The sequence below is a fragment of the Streptomyces sp. NPDC042002 genome, assembly GCF_055588305.1.
The window spans coordinates 72764-89866 of sequence record NZ_JBVJCT010000005.1 but is presented as its reverse complement, the minus strand read 5'-3'; the positions used below and the strand labels follow the sequence as shown (position 1 = coordinate 89866).

Below are 17103 nucleotides of genomic sequence, written 5' to 3'. Positions count from 1 at the left end.
GGCGGGGCCCGGTGAAGCTCGTATCAAGGCAGAAAAACGGAAAGCGCCCTGCTACTGGTCCCCCCACGGGCCGGCAGTCAGGGCGCTTTCCTTGTCCCGGTGCGGATTCCCCCCACGGGATCCGGCCGGGCGTCTGCGGGACAGCGCCTGAATCGCTGTGTGTCGGCACGGAGGCCGACGGTGTGACCGGGCGAGCGGAACTCGCCGTTCTGCGGTGGTGCGGTGCGATCTGCCGGGACGCGTACGGATCGGGAGGGCCGCTCAAAGCTCCCCGCTGTACGTGCCCCGGCGACGCAATTTCCGGGAACGTCCCCCAAGACATCCCCAGATGCCAGTCGCGCCCCCCAAGACGCTTCTGACATCGCCAACTTAGACTGACGAACCCCTTCGGTGGTTACGTTCACATCACTGTGATCTGAGTCTCTTGCATATGTCCTGAAGATAGGCAAGAGCCCCGATACGGGAATCGAGGACCAAGCGTAAGGAAGATGCGCGAGCCTTGTGAAGAGCTTATGTGAGGCTCGCGTTGGACTCTAGGGGGACTCATGGTCCGTCGTCACGCGAATGCTCTCAGTCGAAGGCTGTTCGTGACCACGAAGACCGACGAGAAGGCCATCGCGGCTCCCGCGATCATGGGGTTCAGCAGGCCGGCGGCGGCCAGCGGAAGCGCCGCCACGTTGTAGCCGAAGGCCCAGACCAGGTTTCCCTTGATCGTCGACAAGGTGCTGCGCGCCAGCCGGATCGCGTCCGCGGCCACCCGCAGATCGCCGCGCACGAGCGTGAGGTCGCTCGCCTCGATCGCCGCGTCCGTCCCGGTGCCCATCGCGAGGCCCAGATCGGCGGTCGCGAGCGCCGCCGCGTCGTTCACCCCGTCCCCGACCATCGCGACGGTCCGCCCCTCGCGCTGCAGCCGCCGGACCACGGCGACCTTGTCCTCGGGCAGCACCTCGGCGATCACGTCGGCGGAGCCGATGCCGACCGCCCGCGCCACGGCCTCGGCGACCGCCCGGTTGTCCCCGGTCAGCAGCATCGGCGTGAGTCCGAGGGCGCGCAGTTCGCGGACGGCCTCGGCGCTGGTCTCCTTGACCGTGTCGGCGACGGTCACGACACTCACCGGAGCGCCGTCCAGGGCGACCACGACGGCCGTACGGCCCGCCGCCTCGGCCGCGCTCTTCGCGCCCGCAAGCGCTTCGGGGAGCGCGCCCGGGAACCGGCCGACGGTGACGTCGTGGCCGTCCACCCGCCCGCGTACGCCGCGGCCGGGCACGTTCTCGAAGTGTTCCGGCGCCGGAAGGCCGCCCGTGCGCTCCTGAGCGCCTGTCGCGATAGCTCGGGCAATCGGATGCTCGGAGGCGTGTTCCAGGGCTCCGGCGAGCCGCAGGACGTCCTTCTCGGCGGTGCCTTCGACGACGTGGACCTCGTGCAGGCTCATGCGTCCCGTCGTCACGGTGCCGGTCTTGTCCAGGAGGACGGTGTCGACGCGGCGCGTGGACTCCAGGACCTCGGGCCCCTTGATGAGGATGCCGAGCTGGGCGCCCCGGCCGGTGCCGACCATCAGGGCGGTCGGAGTCGCCAGGCCGAGCGCGCACGGGCAGGCGATGATCAGCACCGCGACGGCGGCGGTGAAGGCCGCGACCGTGTCGCCGGTGACCGCGATCCAGGCCGCGAACGTGCCGAGCGCGATGACCAGCACGACGGGCACGAAGACCCCGGAGATCCGGTCGGCGAGACGCTGCACCTCGGCCTTGCCGTTCTGCGCGTCCTCGACGAGCCGGGCCATCCGCGCGAGCTGGGTGTCCGCGCCGATCCGGGTTGCCTCGACGACGATCCGGCCCCCGGCGTTCACGGTCGCACCGGTGACGGCGTCCCCGACACTCACGTCCACCGGCACCGACTCCCCGGTCAGCATGGACGCGTCGATGGCCGACGCGCCCTCGACGACGGTCCCGTCCGTGGCGATCTTCTCGCCCGGCCGTACGACGAAGCGGTCGCCGACGGTCAGCCGCGCCACGGGCAGGCGGATCTCACGGCCGTCCCGCAGGACCTGGACGTCCTTGGCGCCGAGCTCCATCAGCGCCCGCAGCGCCGCTCCCGCGCGCCGCTTGGAGCGGGCCTCCAGGAAGCGGCCGAGCAGGATGAACGCGATGACGCCCGCGGCGACCTCGAGGTAGAGCGTGGACGCCCCGTCCGTACGGGAGACGGTGAGCTCGAAGCCGTGCCGCATGCCCGGCATCCCCGCGTCGCCGAAGAACAGTGCCCACAGGGACCAGCCGAACGCGGCGAGGGTGCCGACCGAGACCAGGGTGTCCATGGTGGCCGCGCCGTGCCGCGCGTTCGTCAGGGCGGCCCGGTGGAAGGGCAGCCCGCCCCAGACCACGACGGGCGCGGCGAGCGTCAGCGAGAGCCACTGCCAGTTGTCGAACTGGAGGGCCGGGATCATCGACATGAGGACGACGGGCAGGGCGAGCAGCGCGGAGACGGTCAGCCGTTGGCGCAGGGCGGCCGTTTCGGGGTCGTCGTCGGCGGGCGGTTCCGCCTCCTCGGGCGCCGCGGGCGGCGGGGGCTCCTCGGCGGTGTAGCCCGTCCTCACCACGGTGGCGATCAGATCGGCGACCCGTACCCCCTCGGGGTAGGAGACCTTGGCCTTCTCCGTCGCGAAGTTGACGGTGGCGGTGACGCCGTCCATGCGGTTGAGCTTCTTCTCGACGCGTGCCGCGCAGGAGGCGCAGGTCATCCCGCCGATGGAGAGCTCGATGTCCGAGGTCGTGCCTATGGGCGTCTCGGGTGCTGCGGTGGTCATGGTCCGGCTCCAGGAATGGGCCGGGCCGCGCGGAGCCGGTATCAGCCGGTCGGCACGGCCCGGTGCGGAGGAGAAGAGCTGCTGGTCCCGCTCAGGCCGGGCCGACGAGCTCGAAGCCCGCCTCGTCCACCGCGGCGCGGACGGCGCCCTCGTCGAGCGCGGCGTCGGAGACGACGGTGACCTCGCCGGTCGAGGCGACGGCCTTCACCGAGCTCACGCCGGGGATCCCGGAGATCTCTCCGCTGACGGAGCCTTCGCAGTGTCCGCAGCTCATGCCGCTCACCTGGTAGACGGTGGTGACGGAACCCTGGGTGCCGGTCTGGGCGGTCATGGCGTTACTCCTCATCGAGGCGTCCGGTGCGTGCGTGTGCGGGAGGGATCCCTGGGAACCCAGGGTTCCCCTCGATGTTCACCACACTATACCCCTAGGGGGTATTTCTCCAAGTACGGTCGCGGTGCGCCAGCGAGCGCGCCCAGGCCGCCCCCGCGAGTGCGACGAGGAACAGGCCGCCCACCGAGAACAGCGTGAAGAGGTGGTCCTGTCCGCCGCCGGTTCGCGTCGGCCGGCCAGGACCGAACAGCGTCCGGTCGAGTCCCGTACGGCTCAGCCGGGCCACCAGCCACAGCGCGATCCCGTGCGTGGAGTCCCACAGGGCGTGCAGCAGGGACACGCCGAGGCAGGCGCCGAGCACCGGAGCGGTGAACCGGAAGCGCCCGTCCGGGCGGCGGTACGCCAGCAGCACCGCGCCCGTGACCGCGGTCCACAGGCCGTGACCGAACGGGGTGAGCGCCCCGCGCAGCACCTCGGTCTCCAGGAGTGTGCGTACGTCGACCCCCTGAAGGGACACGGCCGCGCCGAAGGCGCCTCCCGCGCTCTCCAGGGCCGCGAAGCCGAACCCGAGCGTCGCGCCGAGCACCAGGCCGGCCCGTGGCCCGCGGATCCGGGTGTGCCGGCGCAGCACGTACATCAGCGCGCCGAGCTTCACCGCCTCCTCGATCAGTCCGGCACCGACGTACATCCCCAGCGAGGGGCGCGGCAGTTGGTACTCCATCACGGACACGCCGAGCACCCCCAGGGTGCCGCCGGCCAGGAAACAGCCGAGGACCAGGTTCACGCCCAGGTCGCGGCCGTGCCGCTCGTACGCCCAGAGCACGAAGACGACGGGCGCCAGAAAGCTGCCGAGCAGGATCAGGGTCGGCAACGGCGTGGCGCTCTTCGTGGCGTACGTGACGATCGCGGTCAGCGCCCAGAGGGTCAGCCCGAGACCCAGGCAGCGCTTCCAGAGGCCGACGGGGATCCGGGGGTACGGCGGCGGGGGCTGCTGCGGTCCGGGAATGCGGGCCCGGGGTGCGCCCGGTGGCTGATTCTGGGTCACGGCCATCCCTTTGTCCCTCGGGGGCGGACCCGCGGGTTCGGACGGGGGACCCGCGTTCCGACGCATCGGGGCGGCCCACGGGTGTGTGACACGGGTGTGTGACGCGGGGGCGCGTGGATGGATCGATACCACGGATCGCTGATCGTTTTGTCCGAACCTTATGGCACATGTCCCTGATGTCGCAGAGCGGAGCGCTGGTGCCGCCCCGTCCGGCGCGGCTCAGCGGCCGGCGGGCGGCCCGCCTTCGAGGAGCGGCTCCAGATAGCGGCGCATGACCGTCTTCAGCTCCGCGATGTAGGCGTCCCGTTCGGCGCCCTCGTGGGACATGACCAGGGTGAGGCCGGCCTTGAAGAGGTGGAGCGCCATGTTCGCCGTGCGGGTGCGCTCGTCGGGCGGCAGGTCCGGCACGCGGGTCGCGATCATCTCCTCGACGCGGGCGAGGAGGGTGCAGTGCACGGTGCCGATCTCCTCGATGATCGCTCCCGGGACGTCGGGGCCGTGCATCAGGACGGCGAAGGCCGGGTTCTCGACGTTGAACGCGATCAGCGGGTCGAGGACCGCGTCGAGCATCCGGTCCAGCGGGAGGCCGATGTTCTCGGGTCTGAGCGCCTGTCCGTGCGACCGGGTCCAGTGCTCCAGCAACTGGTCGCTGAGGCCGACCGCGATGGCCTCCTTGTTCGGGAAGAACTGGTAGAGCGTGCCGGGTGAGACGCCCGCCTCGCGGGCGATGGCGTTGGTGCTCGCCGCCGTGTAGCCGGACTGGCAGAACACCGAGGCCGCCGCCTCCAGGAGCTGGGCGATGCGGCGCTCGCCGCGGGCCTGGCGGCGGCGCGGCTTCTCTTCGGCGCGCTGCGGCGTCGGCGACTCCTCGGTCTGCTGCTTCTCGGGCACGGGTTATCCCCAGCTTCTCGGGACGCGATTGACAAACACGAGTGGTCGCTCGCATTCTTGAAAAACGCGAGCGATGACTCGTGTTTGCCATTCTATGGCAATGGGCGATCCATGATGCCTGCACGCATGCGGCTCATCGGGTCACGGTGAAGGGGACACCGCAACATGTCCGAAGTCAACGGCGCCGATGACGGGCCCGGAGCGAGGCCCGACGAGGGCATCCGCGAGGGCTCTGGCGGGGGTGCGGGCAGAGGCGCCGGCGGGGGTGCGGGCTCGGACGGGGGTGCGGGCTCGGACGGGGGTGCGCGGCTCGGCGGGTGGACCCGGTTCGTCACCGCGCGGCCACGGCTCTCCCTGCTCGTCGCCCTCCTGCTGACCGCGCTCGCCGTGGTCGCCGGCAGCGGGGTCGCGGACCGGCTGGGCAGCGGCGGCTGGGAGGACCCGACCGCGGAGTCGACCTACGCGACCAAGGCGCTGGAGCGGGAGTTCCCCGCCTCGCAGCCCAATCTGCTGCTCCTGCTCGACGCGGGCGGAGCCTCGGTCGACGACCCCTCGGTCGCCGCCGAGGCCAAGCGGATAGCGGCACGCCTGGCCGCCGAGCACGGCGTCACCGGCGTCGGCTCCTACTGGCAGTCCGGTTCACCCGCGCTGAAGGCACGCGACGGCCACGAGGCGCTGATCGCCGCCCGGATCACCGGCGACGAGACGGCCGCGGCCGACACCCTGGACCGCCTCGCACCCTCCTACCGCGGGAAGAGCGGCCCCGTCGAGGTCGAGATCGGCGGACCGGTCGCCGTACGGCACGAGATGCAGACGACCATCAAGGAGGACCTGACCCGGGCCGAGATGATCGCCCTTCCGGTGACCCTCCTGCTGCTGGTCATGGTCTTCGGGAGCGCCGTCGCGGCCCTGCTCCCGCTGGGGGTCGGGATCATCGCGATCCTCGGCACCAACGCCGTGCTGCGCGGACTCACCGAGGTCACGGACGTCTCGGTCTTCGCGATGAACCTGACGACGGCCCTCGGTCTCGGTCTCGCCATCGACTACGCCCTGTTCATCGTCCGCAGGTTCCGCGAGGAGCTGGCCACCGGCGTCCCACCGCGCACCGCGGTCGGCACCACCCTGCGCACCGCGGGCCGCACGGTGCTCTTCTCCTCCCTCACGGTCGCCGTGTCGCTGGCCGCGATGCTGGTCTTCCCGCAGTACTTCCTGCGCTCCTTCGCCTACGCGGGCATCGCCGTCGTGCTGCTGGCCGCGGCGGCCGCCCTGATCCTGCTCCCCGCGGCGCTGGTGCTCCTCGGCGACCGGGTCAACTCCCTCGACCTGAGGCGCCTGTTCCGGCGCGGAAGGCCGGATCCGGCCGACGCCGGAGCCCTCTGGGGACGCATGGCCTCCCTCGTGATGCGCAGGGCGCCGCTCTTCGCGGTGGCCACCACGGCCGGCCTCATCGTCCTCGGACTGCCCTTCCTGGGCGTGAAGTTCGGCACGGCCGACGACCGGCAGCTGCCCTCCGGCGCGGAGTCGCACATCGTCCAGCAGCACATCCGCGACGGCTTCCCGGGCAGCCCCGGCGGGGCTCTGGAGGTCCTGGCCGAGGGCCCGGCCACCGCGACCCAGTACGCCCGGTACCGGGAGCGGATCGCCGCGCTGCCGGAGGTGCTGCGCGTGGACGGGCCCCTGGTGAAGGGTGACGCCGCCTACTTCTCGGTGCTGCCCAAGGGCGAGGCCGTGGACGAGGGGGCCCAGCGGCTGGTGGGCGAACTCCGCGCTACGGACGCCCCGTTCGACACCTCCGTGACCGGCACGGCGGCCGTGCTGGTCGACTCCAAGCACGCGATAGCCGACCGGCTCCCGTGGGCGGCCGCGTTCATCGCGATCGTCACGCTGTTCCTGGTGTTCCTGCTGACCGGCAGCGTGCTGATCCCGGTCCAGGCGGTGCTGCTCAACGCGCTCAGCCTGACCGCGATGTTCGGTGCGGTGGTCTGGGTCTTCCAGGACGGACACCTGTCCGGCCTCCTCGACTTCACCAGCTCCGGCTCGATCGAGACGACCCTCCCGGTCCTGATGTTCTGCGTCGCCTTCGGCCTCTCCATGGACTACGGGGTGTTCCTTCTCTCCCGCGTCAAGGAGGAGTACGACCACACCGGCGACCACCGGGAGGCGGTCCGTTTCGGGCTCCAGCGCACCGGCGGACTGATCACCGCGGCGGCGGTCATCCTCGCGGTGGTGATGGTCGCCATCGGCACCTCCCGCGTGGCCAACACCAAGATGCTCGGACTGGGCGTCGCGCTCGCCGTGCTGATGGACGCGATGGTCGTCCGGAGCCTGCTGGTCCCGGCGGTCATGCGCCTGACGGGCAGGGCCACCTGGTGGGCGCCAGGACCGCTGCGGCGCTTCCACGACCGGTTCGGACTCAGCGAGGGGGAGGCACGGGAGCCCGCCCCGGACGCGACCCCGGACACGGCACCGGCACCGGCCCCGGACGCGGAGTCGGCACCGGCGGCGGAGTCCTCGCCGGACGCGGAGTCCTCGCCGGAGGCGGAGCCCGGCCGGGACAAGGCCGAGGCGCGCGGCTAGCGTTCCCCGGGGAAGCTGATCTCCGAGCGGAGGGCGGGAGCCGATGCGGGCAGTGGTGTTCGAGCGGTACGGGGAGCCGGCCGAGGTACGGGACGTGGCGGACCCGGCGCCCGCGCGGCACGGGGTCGTGGTGCGGGTCGAGGCCACCGGGCTGTGCCGGAGCGACTGGCACGGCTGGATGGGCCACGACCCGGACATCACGCTGCCGCATGTGCCGGGGCACGAACTCGCCGGGGTGATCGAGGCGGTGGGCGCCGGAGTGACCGCCTGGCGTCCCGGCGACCGGGTCACCGTTCCGTTCGTCTGCGCCTGCGGAAGCTGTCCCGCGTGCGCGGCGGGCGACCAGCAGGTGTGCGAGCGGCAGACCCAGCCGGGGTTCACGCACTGGGGTTCCTTCGCCCAGTACGTGGCGCTCGACCACGCCGAGGTGAACCTGATCGCGGTGCCGCCGGAGCTGTCCTTCGCGACGGCGGCCTCGCTGGGCTGCCGGTTCGCCACGGCGTTCCGCGCCGTGGTCGCGCAGGGGAGGGTGGCCGCGGGGGAGTGGGTCGCGGTGCACGGCTGCGGCGGTGTCGGCCTCTCGGCGGTGATGATCGCGGCGGCGTCCGGGGCACGGGTCGTGGCCGTCGACGTCTCACCCGCGGCGCTCGACCTGGCACGGAAGTTCGGGGCGGCGGAGTGCGTGGACGCCTCCGGCGCGGTGGATCCGGCCCAGGCGGTCCGTGAACTGACCGGCGGTGGCGCGCATCTGTCGCTGGACGCCCTCGGTTCGCCCGCCACCTGCGCGGCCTCGGTCGACGGCCTGCGCCGTCGCGGCCGGCACGTCCAGGTCGGCCTGCTGCCCTCACCGACCGGCGCCACCCCGGTCCCGATGGCCCGGGTGGTCGCCCTCGAACTCGAACTCCTCGGCAGCCACGGAATGGCGGCCCACGCCTACCCGCCCCTGCTGGAGCTGGTCCGCGCCGGCGTACTCCGCCCCGACCTCCTCGTGACCTCCACCATCCCGCTGGACGCCACACCCGCCGCCCTGGCCGCCATGGGATCGGCCCCGGGTTCGGGGGTGACGGTCATCGAGCCCTGGAGCTGACGGTCGTCGAGGTGTGCGGGGGACGGCCGTCGGGCCGTGCGAGTGCCTGGAACCAACTCGGCGCGAGGGTGATCCAGTTGGGCGGTGCCTCACCCAGTGCCCCACCGGGGAGGCAACGGGGTGCCCCGTCGGCGAGGGACTGGGTGAGGCACCGGGCCGGCGGGTCAGGTGTCTCTGCGGCCCCGGTTTCCTGGGCGGGAGGCGACCCAGGCTCGGACGGTGTCGGCGTACCAGTAGGGCTTTCCGGCCTCGACGTGGTCGGGCGGCGGCAGCAGCCCGTGCTTGCGGTAGGACCGGACCGTGTCCGGCTGCACCTTGATGTGTGCGGCGATCTCCTTGTACGACCAGAGCCTGCGGTCGGTCATGAGTGGCACCTCCCTGCGCGCACCGCGGCGGCGGCCTGGGGCGGTCGTCGGGGGAGCCGGGCGCTGCGCTGGTGATCACAAAGCGTGTGCCCCGTGAACGACGCAGCGTGAGCGCTGGGCTGTGGCTGTCGACCGGGTGTGACGGAAGACCCGCGTATACGCGACATGTGTGACACGGGGGTGTTTTTTGTGACACGAGTGACGCATTGGCCACCGAGGGGCGGGCGGTTGCCGGTGAGGTTCTCCACAGAACGGTTTCCGCCGTCGTCCGCGCGACGGTCTCCGTACCGGCCCGCGGGGTGCCTTCCGCGGCTCCTCGCGGGCGGGGCCGACGACCCGCCGCGCCCCGAGCGCCCGGCGGGTCGTCGTGGTGCGGCTCTCACGCCCCGCAGGACCTCAGGAACGCCCGGGTGCGCCGGGCGATCGGCAGTGGCTTGTCCGGCGGGCACGGGTACATGTCCTGCTCGACGATCGCGAAGAGCTCGACGCCGAGGTCCTGCGCGGCGGCGAGGACGGGCTCCAGCGCCGGTACGCCGGACGGCGGTTCGCACATCACGCCGCGCGCGACGGCGGGCCCGAACGGCAGCTCCTCGGCCCGTACGCCGGCCAGCACCAGCGGGTCCACCTGCTTGAGGTGGAGGTAGCCGACGCGTTCGCCGTACGTCTCGATGAGCTTGACGCTGTCGCCGCCGCAGTAGGCGTAGTGGCCGGTGTCCAGACACAGCGACACCAGCGAGGAGTCGGTCGCGTCGAGGAAACGCGTGACGTTCTCCTCGCTGTCGATGTGCGTGTCGGCGTGCGGGTGGACGACGATCCTCAGCCCGTAGCGCTCGCGCACCTCATGGGCGAGCCGCTCGGTCTGGGCGGTCAGATGGCGCCACTGGGTCGGCGTCAGCCTGCTGTCCTCCAGCACCGCGCCGGTCTTGTCGTCCCGCCAGAAGGCCGGGATGACGACGAGATGCCCGGCGCCCGTCGCCTGGGCGAGCGCCGCGATGTCCGAGACGTGCGCCCAGGTGGACTCCCACACCTCGGGACCCCGGTGCAGCCCGGTGAAGACCGTGCCCGCCGAGACGCTGAGTCCGCGGCGCGCGGTCTCCTCCCTGAGGATGTCCGGATCGGTCGGCAGATAGCCGTACGGGCCGAGCTCGATCCATTCGTAGCCGGATCCGGAGACCTCGTCGAGGAAGCGCCGCCAGGGGACCTGCCGTGGGTCGTCGGGGAACCAGACGCCCCAGGAGTCGGGAGCCGAACCGATCCGGATGCGCGACAGTGAGGACGGAGGCGACGACAGCGGTGACGACTCCGACGAGGGCTCGGGCTGTGGCCGCGGCGATGACTGAGGTGGCAACGACGTCATGGCCGTCAGCTTCGGGCGGCTCCGGAGAGGTGTCAAGCGTCGTCCGAATGTCTGGACAAAACGTTGACAGGCTTCGCGTGCGGCACTAGACCTGGGGGCAGCCGTAGGGGTCGCAGGGAAGGGAACTCGATGGCGTACGAGCTGATCACCATGGGGCGGATCGGTGTGGACCTCTACCCGTTGCAGACGGGGGTCCCGCTGTCCCGGGTGACCTCCTTCGGCAAGTTCCTCGGCGGCTCGGCGACCAATGTCGCGGTGGCCGCCGCGCGGCTCGGACGGCGCACGGCCGTCATCACCCGGACGGGCGCTGATCCCTTCGGAACCTATCTGCACGAGGCGCTGCGCGACTTCGGCGTCGACGACCGCTGGGTCACCGCGGTCCCCGGGCTGCCGACCCCCGTCACCTTCTGCGAGATCTTCCCGCCGGACGACTTCCCGCTCTACTTCTACCGGCAGCCCAAGGCCCCCGACCTGGAGATCGAGGCCCACGAACTCGACCTCGGCGCCGTGCGCGACGCCCGCGTCTTCTGGATGACGGGCACGGGGCTCTGCGCGGAGCCGAGCCGCACGGCCACGCTCGCCGCCCTGGCCCACCGGGCCCGGTCCGGTACGACGGTCTTCGACCTCGACTGGCGTCCCATGTTCTGGAACGACGCAGCCTGGAACGACGCAGCCTGGAACGACGCGGCCCGGAAGGACACGGCCGGGGGCAGCACCGCCGGGAACGGCGCGGCCTCGAACGATCTGGCCGCCTCGAACGGCGCGGCCTGGGGCGATCCCGAGGCCGCGCGCCCCTTCTACGCCGAGGCCCTGCGCCACGCCACCGTCGCCGTCGGCAATGTCGACGAGGTAGAGATCGCCACGGGAGAGCGCGAGCCGCACGCCGCTGCCACCGCCCTCCTCGAAGCCGGTGTCGAACTCGCCGTGGTGAAACAGGGGCCCAAGGGCGTCCTCGCCGTCCATCGCGACGGGACCACCGCCGAGGTCCCGCCTCTCCCGGTCGAGGTGCTCAACGGCCTCGGCGCGGGCGACGCGTTCGGCGGCTCCCTCTGCCACGGACTGCTCGCCGGCTGGGACCTGGAGCGGATCATGCGCCACGCGAACGCGGCGGGTGCCATCGTGGCCTCCCGCCTGGAGTGCTCCTCCGCGATGCCCACCCCGCACGAGGTCGAACAGGCCCTCGCCGCAGGAGCGGTGCGGTGAGGGCGGGGCACGTCGGGGGAGCCCACCACGAACAGGGCGGCGACCGACCCCCGCCCGCCGGAGCGCTCACCGCCGGCTCCGTCACCCCCACCGCCTACGACCGTCTGCGCCCCCCGTCCCCCCGCGTCGACGTCCTCGCCCTCGTCCAGGTCAGGGCCCGGCACCCCGAGGCGATCGCGGAGGCCGCCGCGCGGCGGGTGCGGAGGCCGCTGCTCGACGGCTCCGGTCGGCTGATGATCGTCGCCGCGGACCACCCGGCGCGCGGCATGCTGGCCGTCGGCGACCGGAAACTGGCCATGGCGGGGCGCGCCGACCTGCTGGAGCGGCTGTGTCTCGCGCTCTCCCGCCCCGGGGTCGACGGCGTGCTCGCCACCGCCGACGTACTCGACGACCTGCTGCTGCTCGGCGCGCTCGACGGCAAGGTGGTCATCGGGTCGATGAACCGGGGCGGACTCGCGGGCGCCGCCTTCGAGCTGGACGACCGGTTCACCGGGTACCGCCCGCAGGACATCGAGCGGCTCGGCTTCGACGCGGGCAAACTGCTGCTGCGCATCGACTACGACGACCCGGGCTCGCTGCGCACCCTGGAGTCCACCGCCCGGGTGATCGACGCCATGGCCGAGCGGCGACTCCCGGTCTTCGTCGAACCGTTCCTCTGCCGTCGCCGGGACGACGGCACCCTGCGCAACGATCTGAGCGCCGAGGCCGTCACCAAGTCCATCGCCATCGCCGGTGGTCTGGGCGGCAGTTCGGCGTACACCTGGCTCAAGGTCCCCGTCACCGAGAACCCCGACGACATGGCCCGCGTCATGGAGACCTCCACGCTGCCCGCCGTGCTGCTCGGCGGCGATGTCGGCGAGGACCAGGAGGGTGCGTACGAGAAATGGCGCGGGGCACTCCAACTCCCCACCGTGCAGGGCCTGGTGGTGGGACGTTCGCTGCTGTACCCGGCGGACGGCGATGTCGCCGCGGCCGTGGACACCGCCGTAGGACTGCTGTGAGGGCCGCATGAGTCGTCCGAGCAACGAGCTGTACGTGCCCAAGGGCACCACCGCAGACGCCTATTACGCCCTCGACATCGACCCCGAACGGGCCGGCTGGACTCATAGCAGCCTGCGGATCGTGGAGCTGGCACCCGGCGGCACCCACACGTTCACCACCGGGGACAGCGAGTGGATCGTGCTCCCGCTCAGCGGCGGCTGCACGGTGCGCACCAAAGACGGCATGGAAGAGGAAGAGTTCCAACTCCTGGGCAGACGGAGTGTGTTCGACGGAGTCTCCGACTTCGCGTACGTTCCCCGTGAGGCCCGGGCCCAGATCGCCTCCGGCGCGGGAGGCCGCTTCGCCCTGGCAGGAGCGAAGTGCGAGCGCCGACTCCCCGCCCGCTACGGCCCCGCGCCGGAGGTCCCCGTCGAAGACCGCGGCAGCGGCGACTGCGCCCGCCAGGTGCGCAATTTCGCCGCCGCGGACGTCTTCGACTGCGACCGGCTCATCGCCGTGGAGGTGATCACCCCCGGCGGCAACTGGTCCTCGTACCCGCCCCACAAGCACGACGAGGACGAGCCCGGCGTCGAGTCACGGCTGGAGGAGATCTACTACTTCGAGATCGACGGCCCGAACGGTTTCGGCTATCAGCGCGTATTCCCTTCCCGTGAGGGCGGTTCGGACGTCCTCGCCGAGGTCCGCACCGGCGATGCCGTCCTCGTCCCCGACGGATGGCACGGCCCGTCCATCGCCCAGCCCGGTCACGCCATGTACTACCTGAACGTCATGGCGGGACCGGGCGGGGACAGGGAGTGGCGGATCCGCTTCCACCCGGGACACGCAGAGAGCACAGGGGGATACCGATGACCTCGACGACGAGGCTGACGGTCGCGCAGGCACTGGTGCGGTTCCTGGCCGCGCAGTACACCGAACGGGACGGCGAGCGCCGCCGGCTGATCGGCGCCACCTGGGGCATCTTCGGCCACGGGAACGTCGCCGGGATCGGCCAGGCGCTCGTCGAGTACGCCGACGAGATGCCGTACCACCAGGGGCGCAACGAACAGGCCATGGTCCACGCGGCGGTCGGCTACGCGCGTCAGTGCGGGCGGCTGTCGGCGCACGCCGTCACCACCTCCATCGGGCCCGGCGCCACCAACCTCGTCACCGGCGCCGCGCTCGCCACGATCAACCACCTCCCGGTGCTGCTGCTGCCCGGCGACGTCTTCGCGACCCGCCCCGCCGACCCGGTGCTCCAGCAGCTGGAGGTCCCCTTCGCCGGGGACGTGTCGGTCAACGACTGTCTGCGCCCGGTGTCGAGGTACTTCGACCGGATCACCCGCCCCGAGGCGCTGATCCCGGCGGCCCTCCAGGCGATGCGCGTGCTCACCGACCCGGCCGACACCGGCGCGGTCACGCTCGCGCTGCCCCAGGACGTGCAGGCGGAGGCGTACGACTGGCCGGAGGAGTTCTTCGCCGAGCGGACCTGGGCCGTGCGGCGCCCGGCGGCCGACCCGGGTGAACTGGCCCGCGCCGTCGCGGCGGTCCGCGAGGCCCGGCGCCCGCTGATCGTGGCGGGCGGCGGTGTCCACCACAGCCGCGCCGAGGAGGCGCTCGCCGAACTCGCCTCCGCCACCCGCATCCCCGTCGCCTCCACCCAGGCGGGCAAGGGCTCGCTGCGCTGGGACCACCCCCAGGACGTCGGCGGCGTCGGGCACACCGGCACGGCGAACGCCGACGAACTCGCCCGCACCGCCGACCTGGTGATCGGCGTCGGCACCCGCTACACCGACTTCACCACCGCCTCCGGCACCCTGTTCGGCGCGTCGGGGGTCCGTTTCCTCAACCTCAACATCGCTCCGTACGACGGCCACAAGCTCGCCGGGACACCGCTGATCGCCGACGCGCGCGCCGGTCTGGAGGCGCTCACCGAGGCGCTGCTGACGCACAAGCACCGCGCCGAGCCCGCGTACGTCACCGAGTACACGGACGACAAGGAGCGCTGGGAGTACCGCGTCGACGCGGCCTACGAGGCCGAGGACATCGACATCCGGCCCACCCAGCCGCAGGTTCTCGGTGTCCTGGACGAGCTGGTCACCGAGGACGACATCCTGATCAACGCGGCCGGCTCGCTCCCCGGCGACCTGCACAAACTGTGGCGGGCGCGGTCGCGGGACCAGTACCACGTCGAGTACGGCTACTCGTGCATGGGCTACGAGATCCCGGCCGCGATCGGTGTCCGGATGGCGGCCCCGGACCGGCCGGTGTGGGCGCTGGTCGGCGACGGCACGTATCTGATGATGCCGACGGAGATCGTCACCGCCGTCCAGGAGGGCGTCGCGATCAAGGTGGTCATCCTCCAGAACCACGGGTACGCCTCGATCGGCGGCCTCTCGGAGTCCGTGGGCGGCGAGCGGTACGGCACGGCGTACCGCTACCGCGCCGAGGACCGCAGGTACACGGGGGCGCCGCTGCCGGTGGATCTCGCGGCCAACGCGGCCAGCCTGGGGATGCGGGTCCTACGCGCGAAGACCGTGCGTGACCTGCGGGCGGCCCTGGCCGAGGCGCGTGAGGCGGACACTCCCACTTGTGTCTACGTGGAGACCGAAACGGCAGACACAGTGTCGGGCGCGCCTCCGGCCCAAGCCTGGTGGGATGTACCTGTGGCCGAGACCGCGACCCGATCGTCGGCGGTCAAGGCACGTGAGGAGTACGACCGGCACGTCGCCGCCCGACGCCGCCATCTGTGAAGGAGTGCATGGCCATGACGAAGACCGTCGACCACTGGATCGCCGGCAAGACCGTCGAGGGTGCGTCGGGTACGTACGGGCCGGTCACCGACCCGGCGACCGGCGCCGTGACCACGAAGGTCGCGTTCGCGAGCGTCGAGGAGGTCGACGCCGCGGTCGCCGCCGCGAAGGACGCCTACGCGACCTGGGGTCAGTCCTCGCTGGCCAGGCGGTCCACGATCCTGTTCAGGTTCCGCGCGCTGCTCGACGCCAACCGGGACGCGATCGCCGAGCTGATCACCGCCGAGCACGGCAAGGTCCACTCGGACGCGCTCGGCGAGGTCGCGCGCGGTCTGGAGATCGTCGACCTGGCCTGCGGGATCACCGTGCAGCTGAAGGGCGAGCTGTCGACCGAGGTGGCCTCCAAGGTCGACGTGGCGTCGATCCGCCAGCCGCTCGGTGTCGTCGCGGGCATCACGCCGTTCAACTTCCCGGCCATGGTGCCGATGTGGATGTTCCCGCTCGCCATCGCGTGCGGCAACACCTTCGTCCTCAAGCCGTCCGAGAAGGACCCGTCGGCCGCCATGAAGCTCGCCGAGCTGCTGGCCGAGGCCGGTCTGCCCGACGGTGTCTTCAACGTCGTGCACGGCGACAAGGTGGCCGTCGACCGTCTCCTGGAGCACCCGGACGTCAAGGCGGTCTCCTTCGTCGGCTCGACCCCGATCGCCCGCTACATCCACACCACCGCCGCCGCGAACCACAAGCGGGTCCAGGCCCTGGGCGGCGCCAAGAACCACATGCTGGTCCTGCCGGACGCCGACCTGGACGCGGCCGCCGACGCCGCCGTCTCCGCCGCGTACGGCTCGGCCGGCGAGCGCTGCATGGCGATCTCCGCGGTCGTCGCGGTCGGCTCCATCGGCGACGAGCTGGTGGCCAAGATCCGCGAGCGCGCCGAGAAGATCAAGATCGGTCCCGGCAACGACCCGGCCTCCGAGATGGGCCCGCTCATCACGGCCGCCCACCGCGACAAGGTGGCGTCGTACGTGAAGGGCGCAGCCGGCCAGGGCTCCGAGGTCGTCCTCGACGGCACGGGCTACACGGTCGCGGGGCACGAGGACGGCCACTGGATCGGCCTCTCGCTCCTGGACCGCGTGCCGGTGACGTCGGACGCGTACAAGGACGAGATCTTCGGCCCGGTGCTGTGCGTGCTGCGCGTCGAGACGTACGACGAGGGCGTGGCGCTGATCAACGCGTCCCCCTTCGGGAACGGCACCGCGATCTTCACCCGGGACGGCGGCGCGGCCCGCCGCTTCCAGCTGGAGATCGAGGCGGGCATGGTCGGCGTGAACGTGCCGATCCCGGTGCCCGTCGGCTACCACTCCTTCGGCGGCTGGAAGGACTCCCTCTTCGGGGACCACCACATCTACGGCAACGACGGCACGCACTTCTACACCCGCGGCAAGGTCGTCACCACCCGCTGGCCGGACCCGTCGGAGGCACCTGCGGGCGTCGACCTGGGCTTCCCGCGCAACCACTGAGCCCCCGCCGACCCACCCAGTGAAGCCGTCCGTTATGCGGACGGCTTCACGTTTTTTTGACGCCCCCGCAACGATTCCCGTTCATCGGGATGAACCGGGTGACGCAGGTTACTGATCGATGTCACCTTTGAAAGCATGGTCACATTCCAGTGGATCCTGATGATTGCAACATGATGGCGTCACGGCCTGTGAAAGTGAT

At 71.7% G+C, this 17103-nt stretch carries 13 protein-coding genes; 7 read left to right on the top strand and 6 right to left on the bottom strand.

Features of this window, described 5'->3' with window-relative positions:
* Positions 1-556: 556 nt before the first annotated feature.
* From ACZ6KY_RS10310 to ACZ6KY_RS10295, 4 genes are all read right to left on the bottom strand, one after another.
* Entirely contained in the window at positions 557-2800 is a 2244-nt protein-coding gene (locus tag ACZ6KY_RS10310) for a heavy metal translocating P-type ATPase (RefSeq protein WP_469309897.1), read from the bottom strand.
* 91 nt (positions 2801-2891) lie between these two features.
* Positions 2892-3131 (bottom strand): heavy-metal-associated domain-containing protein, encoded by a 240-nt coding sequence (locus tag ACZ6KY_RS10305; RefSeq protein WP_469309896.1) that lies wholly within the window; start codon positions 3129-3131, stop codon positions 2892-2894.
* 94 nt (positions 3132-3225) lie between these two features.
* Positions 3226-4176, bottom strand: coding sequence for a PrsW family intramembrane metalloprotease (locus ACZ6KY_RS10300; RefSeq protein ID WP_469309895.1), 951 nt, complete (start codon positions 4174-4176; stop codon positions 3226-3228).
* 219 nt (positions 4177-4395) lie between these two features.
* Complete coding sequence (locus ACZ6KY_RS10295) at positions 4396-5067, bottom strand: TetR family transcriptional regulator (RefSeq protein WP_469309894.1); 672 nt, start codon at positions 5065-5067, stop codon at positions 4396-4398.
* Between the two features lie 165 nt (positions 5068-5232).
* Here ACZ6KY_RS10295 and ACZ6KY_RS10290 point away from each other — a divergent pair, with 165 nt between their 5' ends.
* Together ACZ6KY_RS10290 and ACZ6KY_RS10285 are read left to right on the top strand one after the other, a co-directional pair.
* Positions 5233-7644: an MMPL family transporter gene (locus ACZ6KY_RS10290; protein ID WP_469309893.1), complete on the top strand. Its 2412-nt coding sequence runs from the start codon at positions 5233-5235 to the stop codon at positions 7642-7644.
* 43 nt (positions 7645-7687) lie between these two features.
* Complete coding sequence (locus ACZ6KY_RS10285) at positions 7688-8731, top strand: zinc-dependent alcohol dehydrogenase family protein (protein WP_469309892.1); 1044 nt, start codon at positions 7688-7690, stop codon at positions 8729-8731.
* Positions 8732-8895: 164 nt separating this feature from the next.
* Here the strand turns inward: ACZ6KY_RS10285 and ACZ6KY_RS10280 are convergent, their stop codons facing one another.
* Together ACZ6KY_RS10280 and ACZ6KY_RS10275 are read right to left on the bottom strand one after the other, a co-directional pair.
* Positions 8896-9096 carry a helix-turn-helix transcriptional regulator gene (locus tag ACZ6KY_RS10280; RefSeq protein ID WP_355764666.1) on the bottom strand — a complete coding sequence of 67 codons (201 nt, stop codon included), beginning with the start codon at positions 9094-9096 and terminating at the stop codon, positions 8896-8898.
* 379 nt (positions 9097-9475) lie between these two features.
* Positions 9476-10453: a sugar phosphate isomerase/epimerase family protein gene (locus tag ACZ6KY_RS10275; RefSeq protein ID WP_469309891.1), complete on the bottom strand. Its 978-nt coding sequence runs from the start codon at positions 10451-10453 to the stop codon at positions 9476-9478.
* Positions 10454-10582: 129 nt separating this feature from the next.
* Here ACZ6KY_RS10275 and iolC point away from each other — a divergent pair, with 129 nt between their 5' ends.
* The 5 genes from iolC to mmsA all read left to right on the top strand — a co-directional run bounded on the left by iolC (position 10583) and on the right by mmsA (position 16904).
* Positions 10583-11656: a 5-dehydro-2-deoxygluconokinase gene (iolC, locus tag ACZ6KY_RS10270; RefSeq protein WP_469309890.1), complete on the top strand. Its 1074-nt coding sequence runs from the start codon at positions 10583-10585 to the stop codon at positions 11654-11656.
* Positions 11657-11760: 104 nt separating this feature from the next.
* Positions 11761-12657 (top strand): Cgl0159 family (beta/alpha)8-fold protein, encoded by an 897-nt coding sequence (locus ACZ6KY_RS10265; RefSeq protein ID WP_469310126.1) that lies wholly within the window; start codon positions 11761-11763, stop codon positions 12655-12657.
* 7 nt (positions 12658-12664) lie between these two features.
* On the top strand, positions 12665-13507 hold the full coding sequence (gene iolB / locus ACZ6KY_RS10260) for a 5-deoxy-glucuronate isomerase (protein ID WP_469309889.1): 843 nt from the start codon (positions 12665-12667) through the stop codon (positions 13505-13507).
* Positions 13504-15387: a 3D-(3,5/4)-trihydroxycyclohexane-1,2-dione acylhydrolase (decyclizing) gene (iolD, locus tag ACZ6KY_RS10255; RefSeq protein ID WP_469309888.1), complete on the top strand. Its 1884-nt coding sequence runs from the start codon at positions 13504-13506 to the stop codon at positions 15385-15387. The genes iolB and iolD overlap by 4 nt, the downstream gene beginning before the upstream one ends.
* Positions 15388-15401: 14 nt before the next feature.
* Positions 15402-16904, top strand: a complete 1503-nt coding sequence (mmsA, locus tag ACZ6KY_RS10250; protein WP_469309887.1) for a CoA-acylating methylmalonate-semialdehyde dehydrogenase — start codon at positions 15402-15404, stop codon at positions 16902-16904.
* Positions 16905-17103 lie beyond the last annotated feature (199 nt).

Coding starts and splice junctions, on each gene's coding strand:
- ACZ6KY_RS10310 (WP_469309897.1), bottom strand. CDS start 2,800: ATGACCACCGCAGCACCCGAGACGCCCATAGGCACGACCTCGGACATC.
- ACZ6KY_RS10305 (WP_469309896.1), bottom strand. CDS start 3,131: ATGACCGCCCAGACCGGCACCCAGGGTTCCGTCACCACCGTCTACCAG.
- ACZ6KY_RS10290 (WP_469309893.1), top strand. CDS start 5,233: ATGTCCGAAGTCAACGGCGCCGATGACGGGCCCGGAGCGAGGCCCGAC.
- ACZ6KY_RS10285 (WP_469309892.1), top strand. CDS start 7,688: ATGCGGGCAGTGGTGTTCGAGCGGTACGGGGAGCCGGCCGAGGTACGG.
- ACZ6KY_RS10280 (WP_355764666.1), bottom strand. CDS start 9,096: ATGACCGACCGCAGGCTCTGGTCGTACAAGGAGATCGCCGCACACATC.
- ACZ6KY_RS10275 (WP_469309891.1), bottom strand. CDS start 10,453: ATGACGTCGTTGCCACCTCAGTCATCGCCGCGGCCACAGCCCGAGCCC.
- iolC (WP_469309890.1), top strand. CDS start 10,583: ATGGCGTACGAGCTGATCACCATGGGGCGGATCGGTGTGGACCTCTAC.
- iolB (WP_469309889.1), top strand. CDS start 12,665: ATGAGTCGTCCGAGCAACGAGCTGTACGTGCCCAAGGGCACCACCGCA.
- iolD (WP_469309888.1), top strand. CDS start 13,504: ATGACCTCGACGACGAGGCTGACGGTCGCGCAGGCACTGGTGCGGTTC.
- mmsA (WP_469309887.1), top strand. CDS start 15,402: ATGACGAAGACCGTCGACCACTGGATCGCCGGCAAGACCGTCGAGGGT.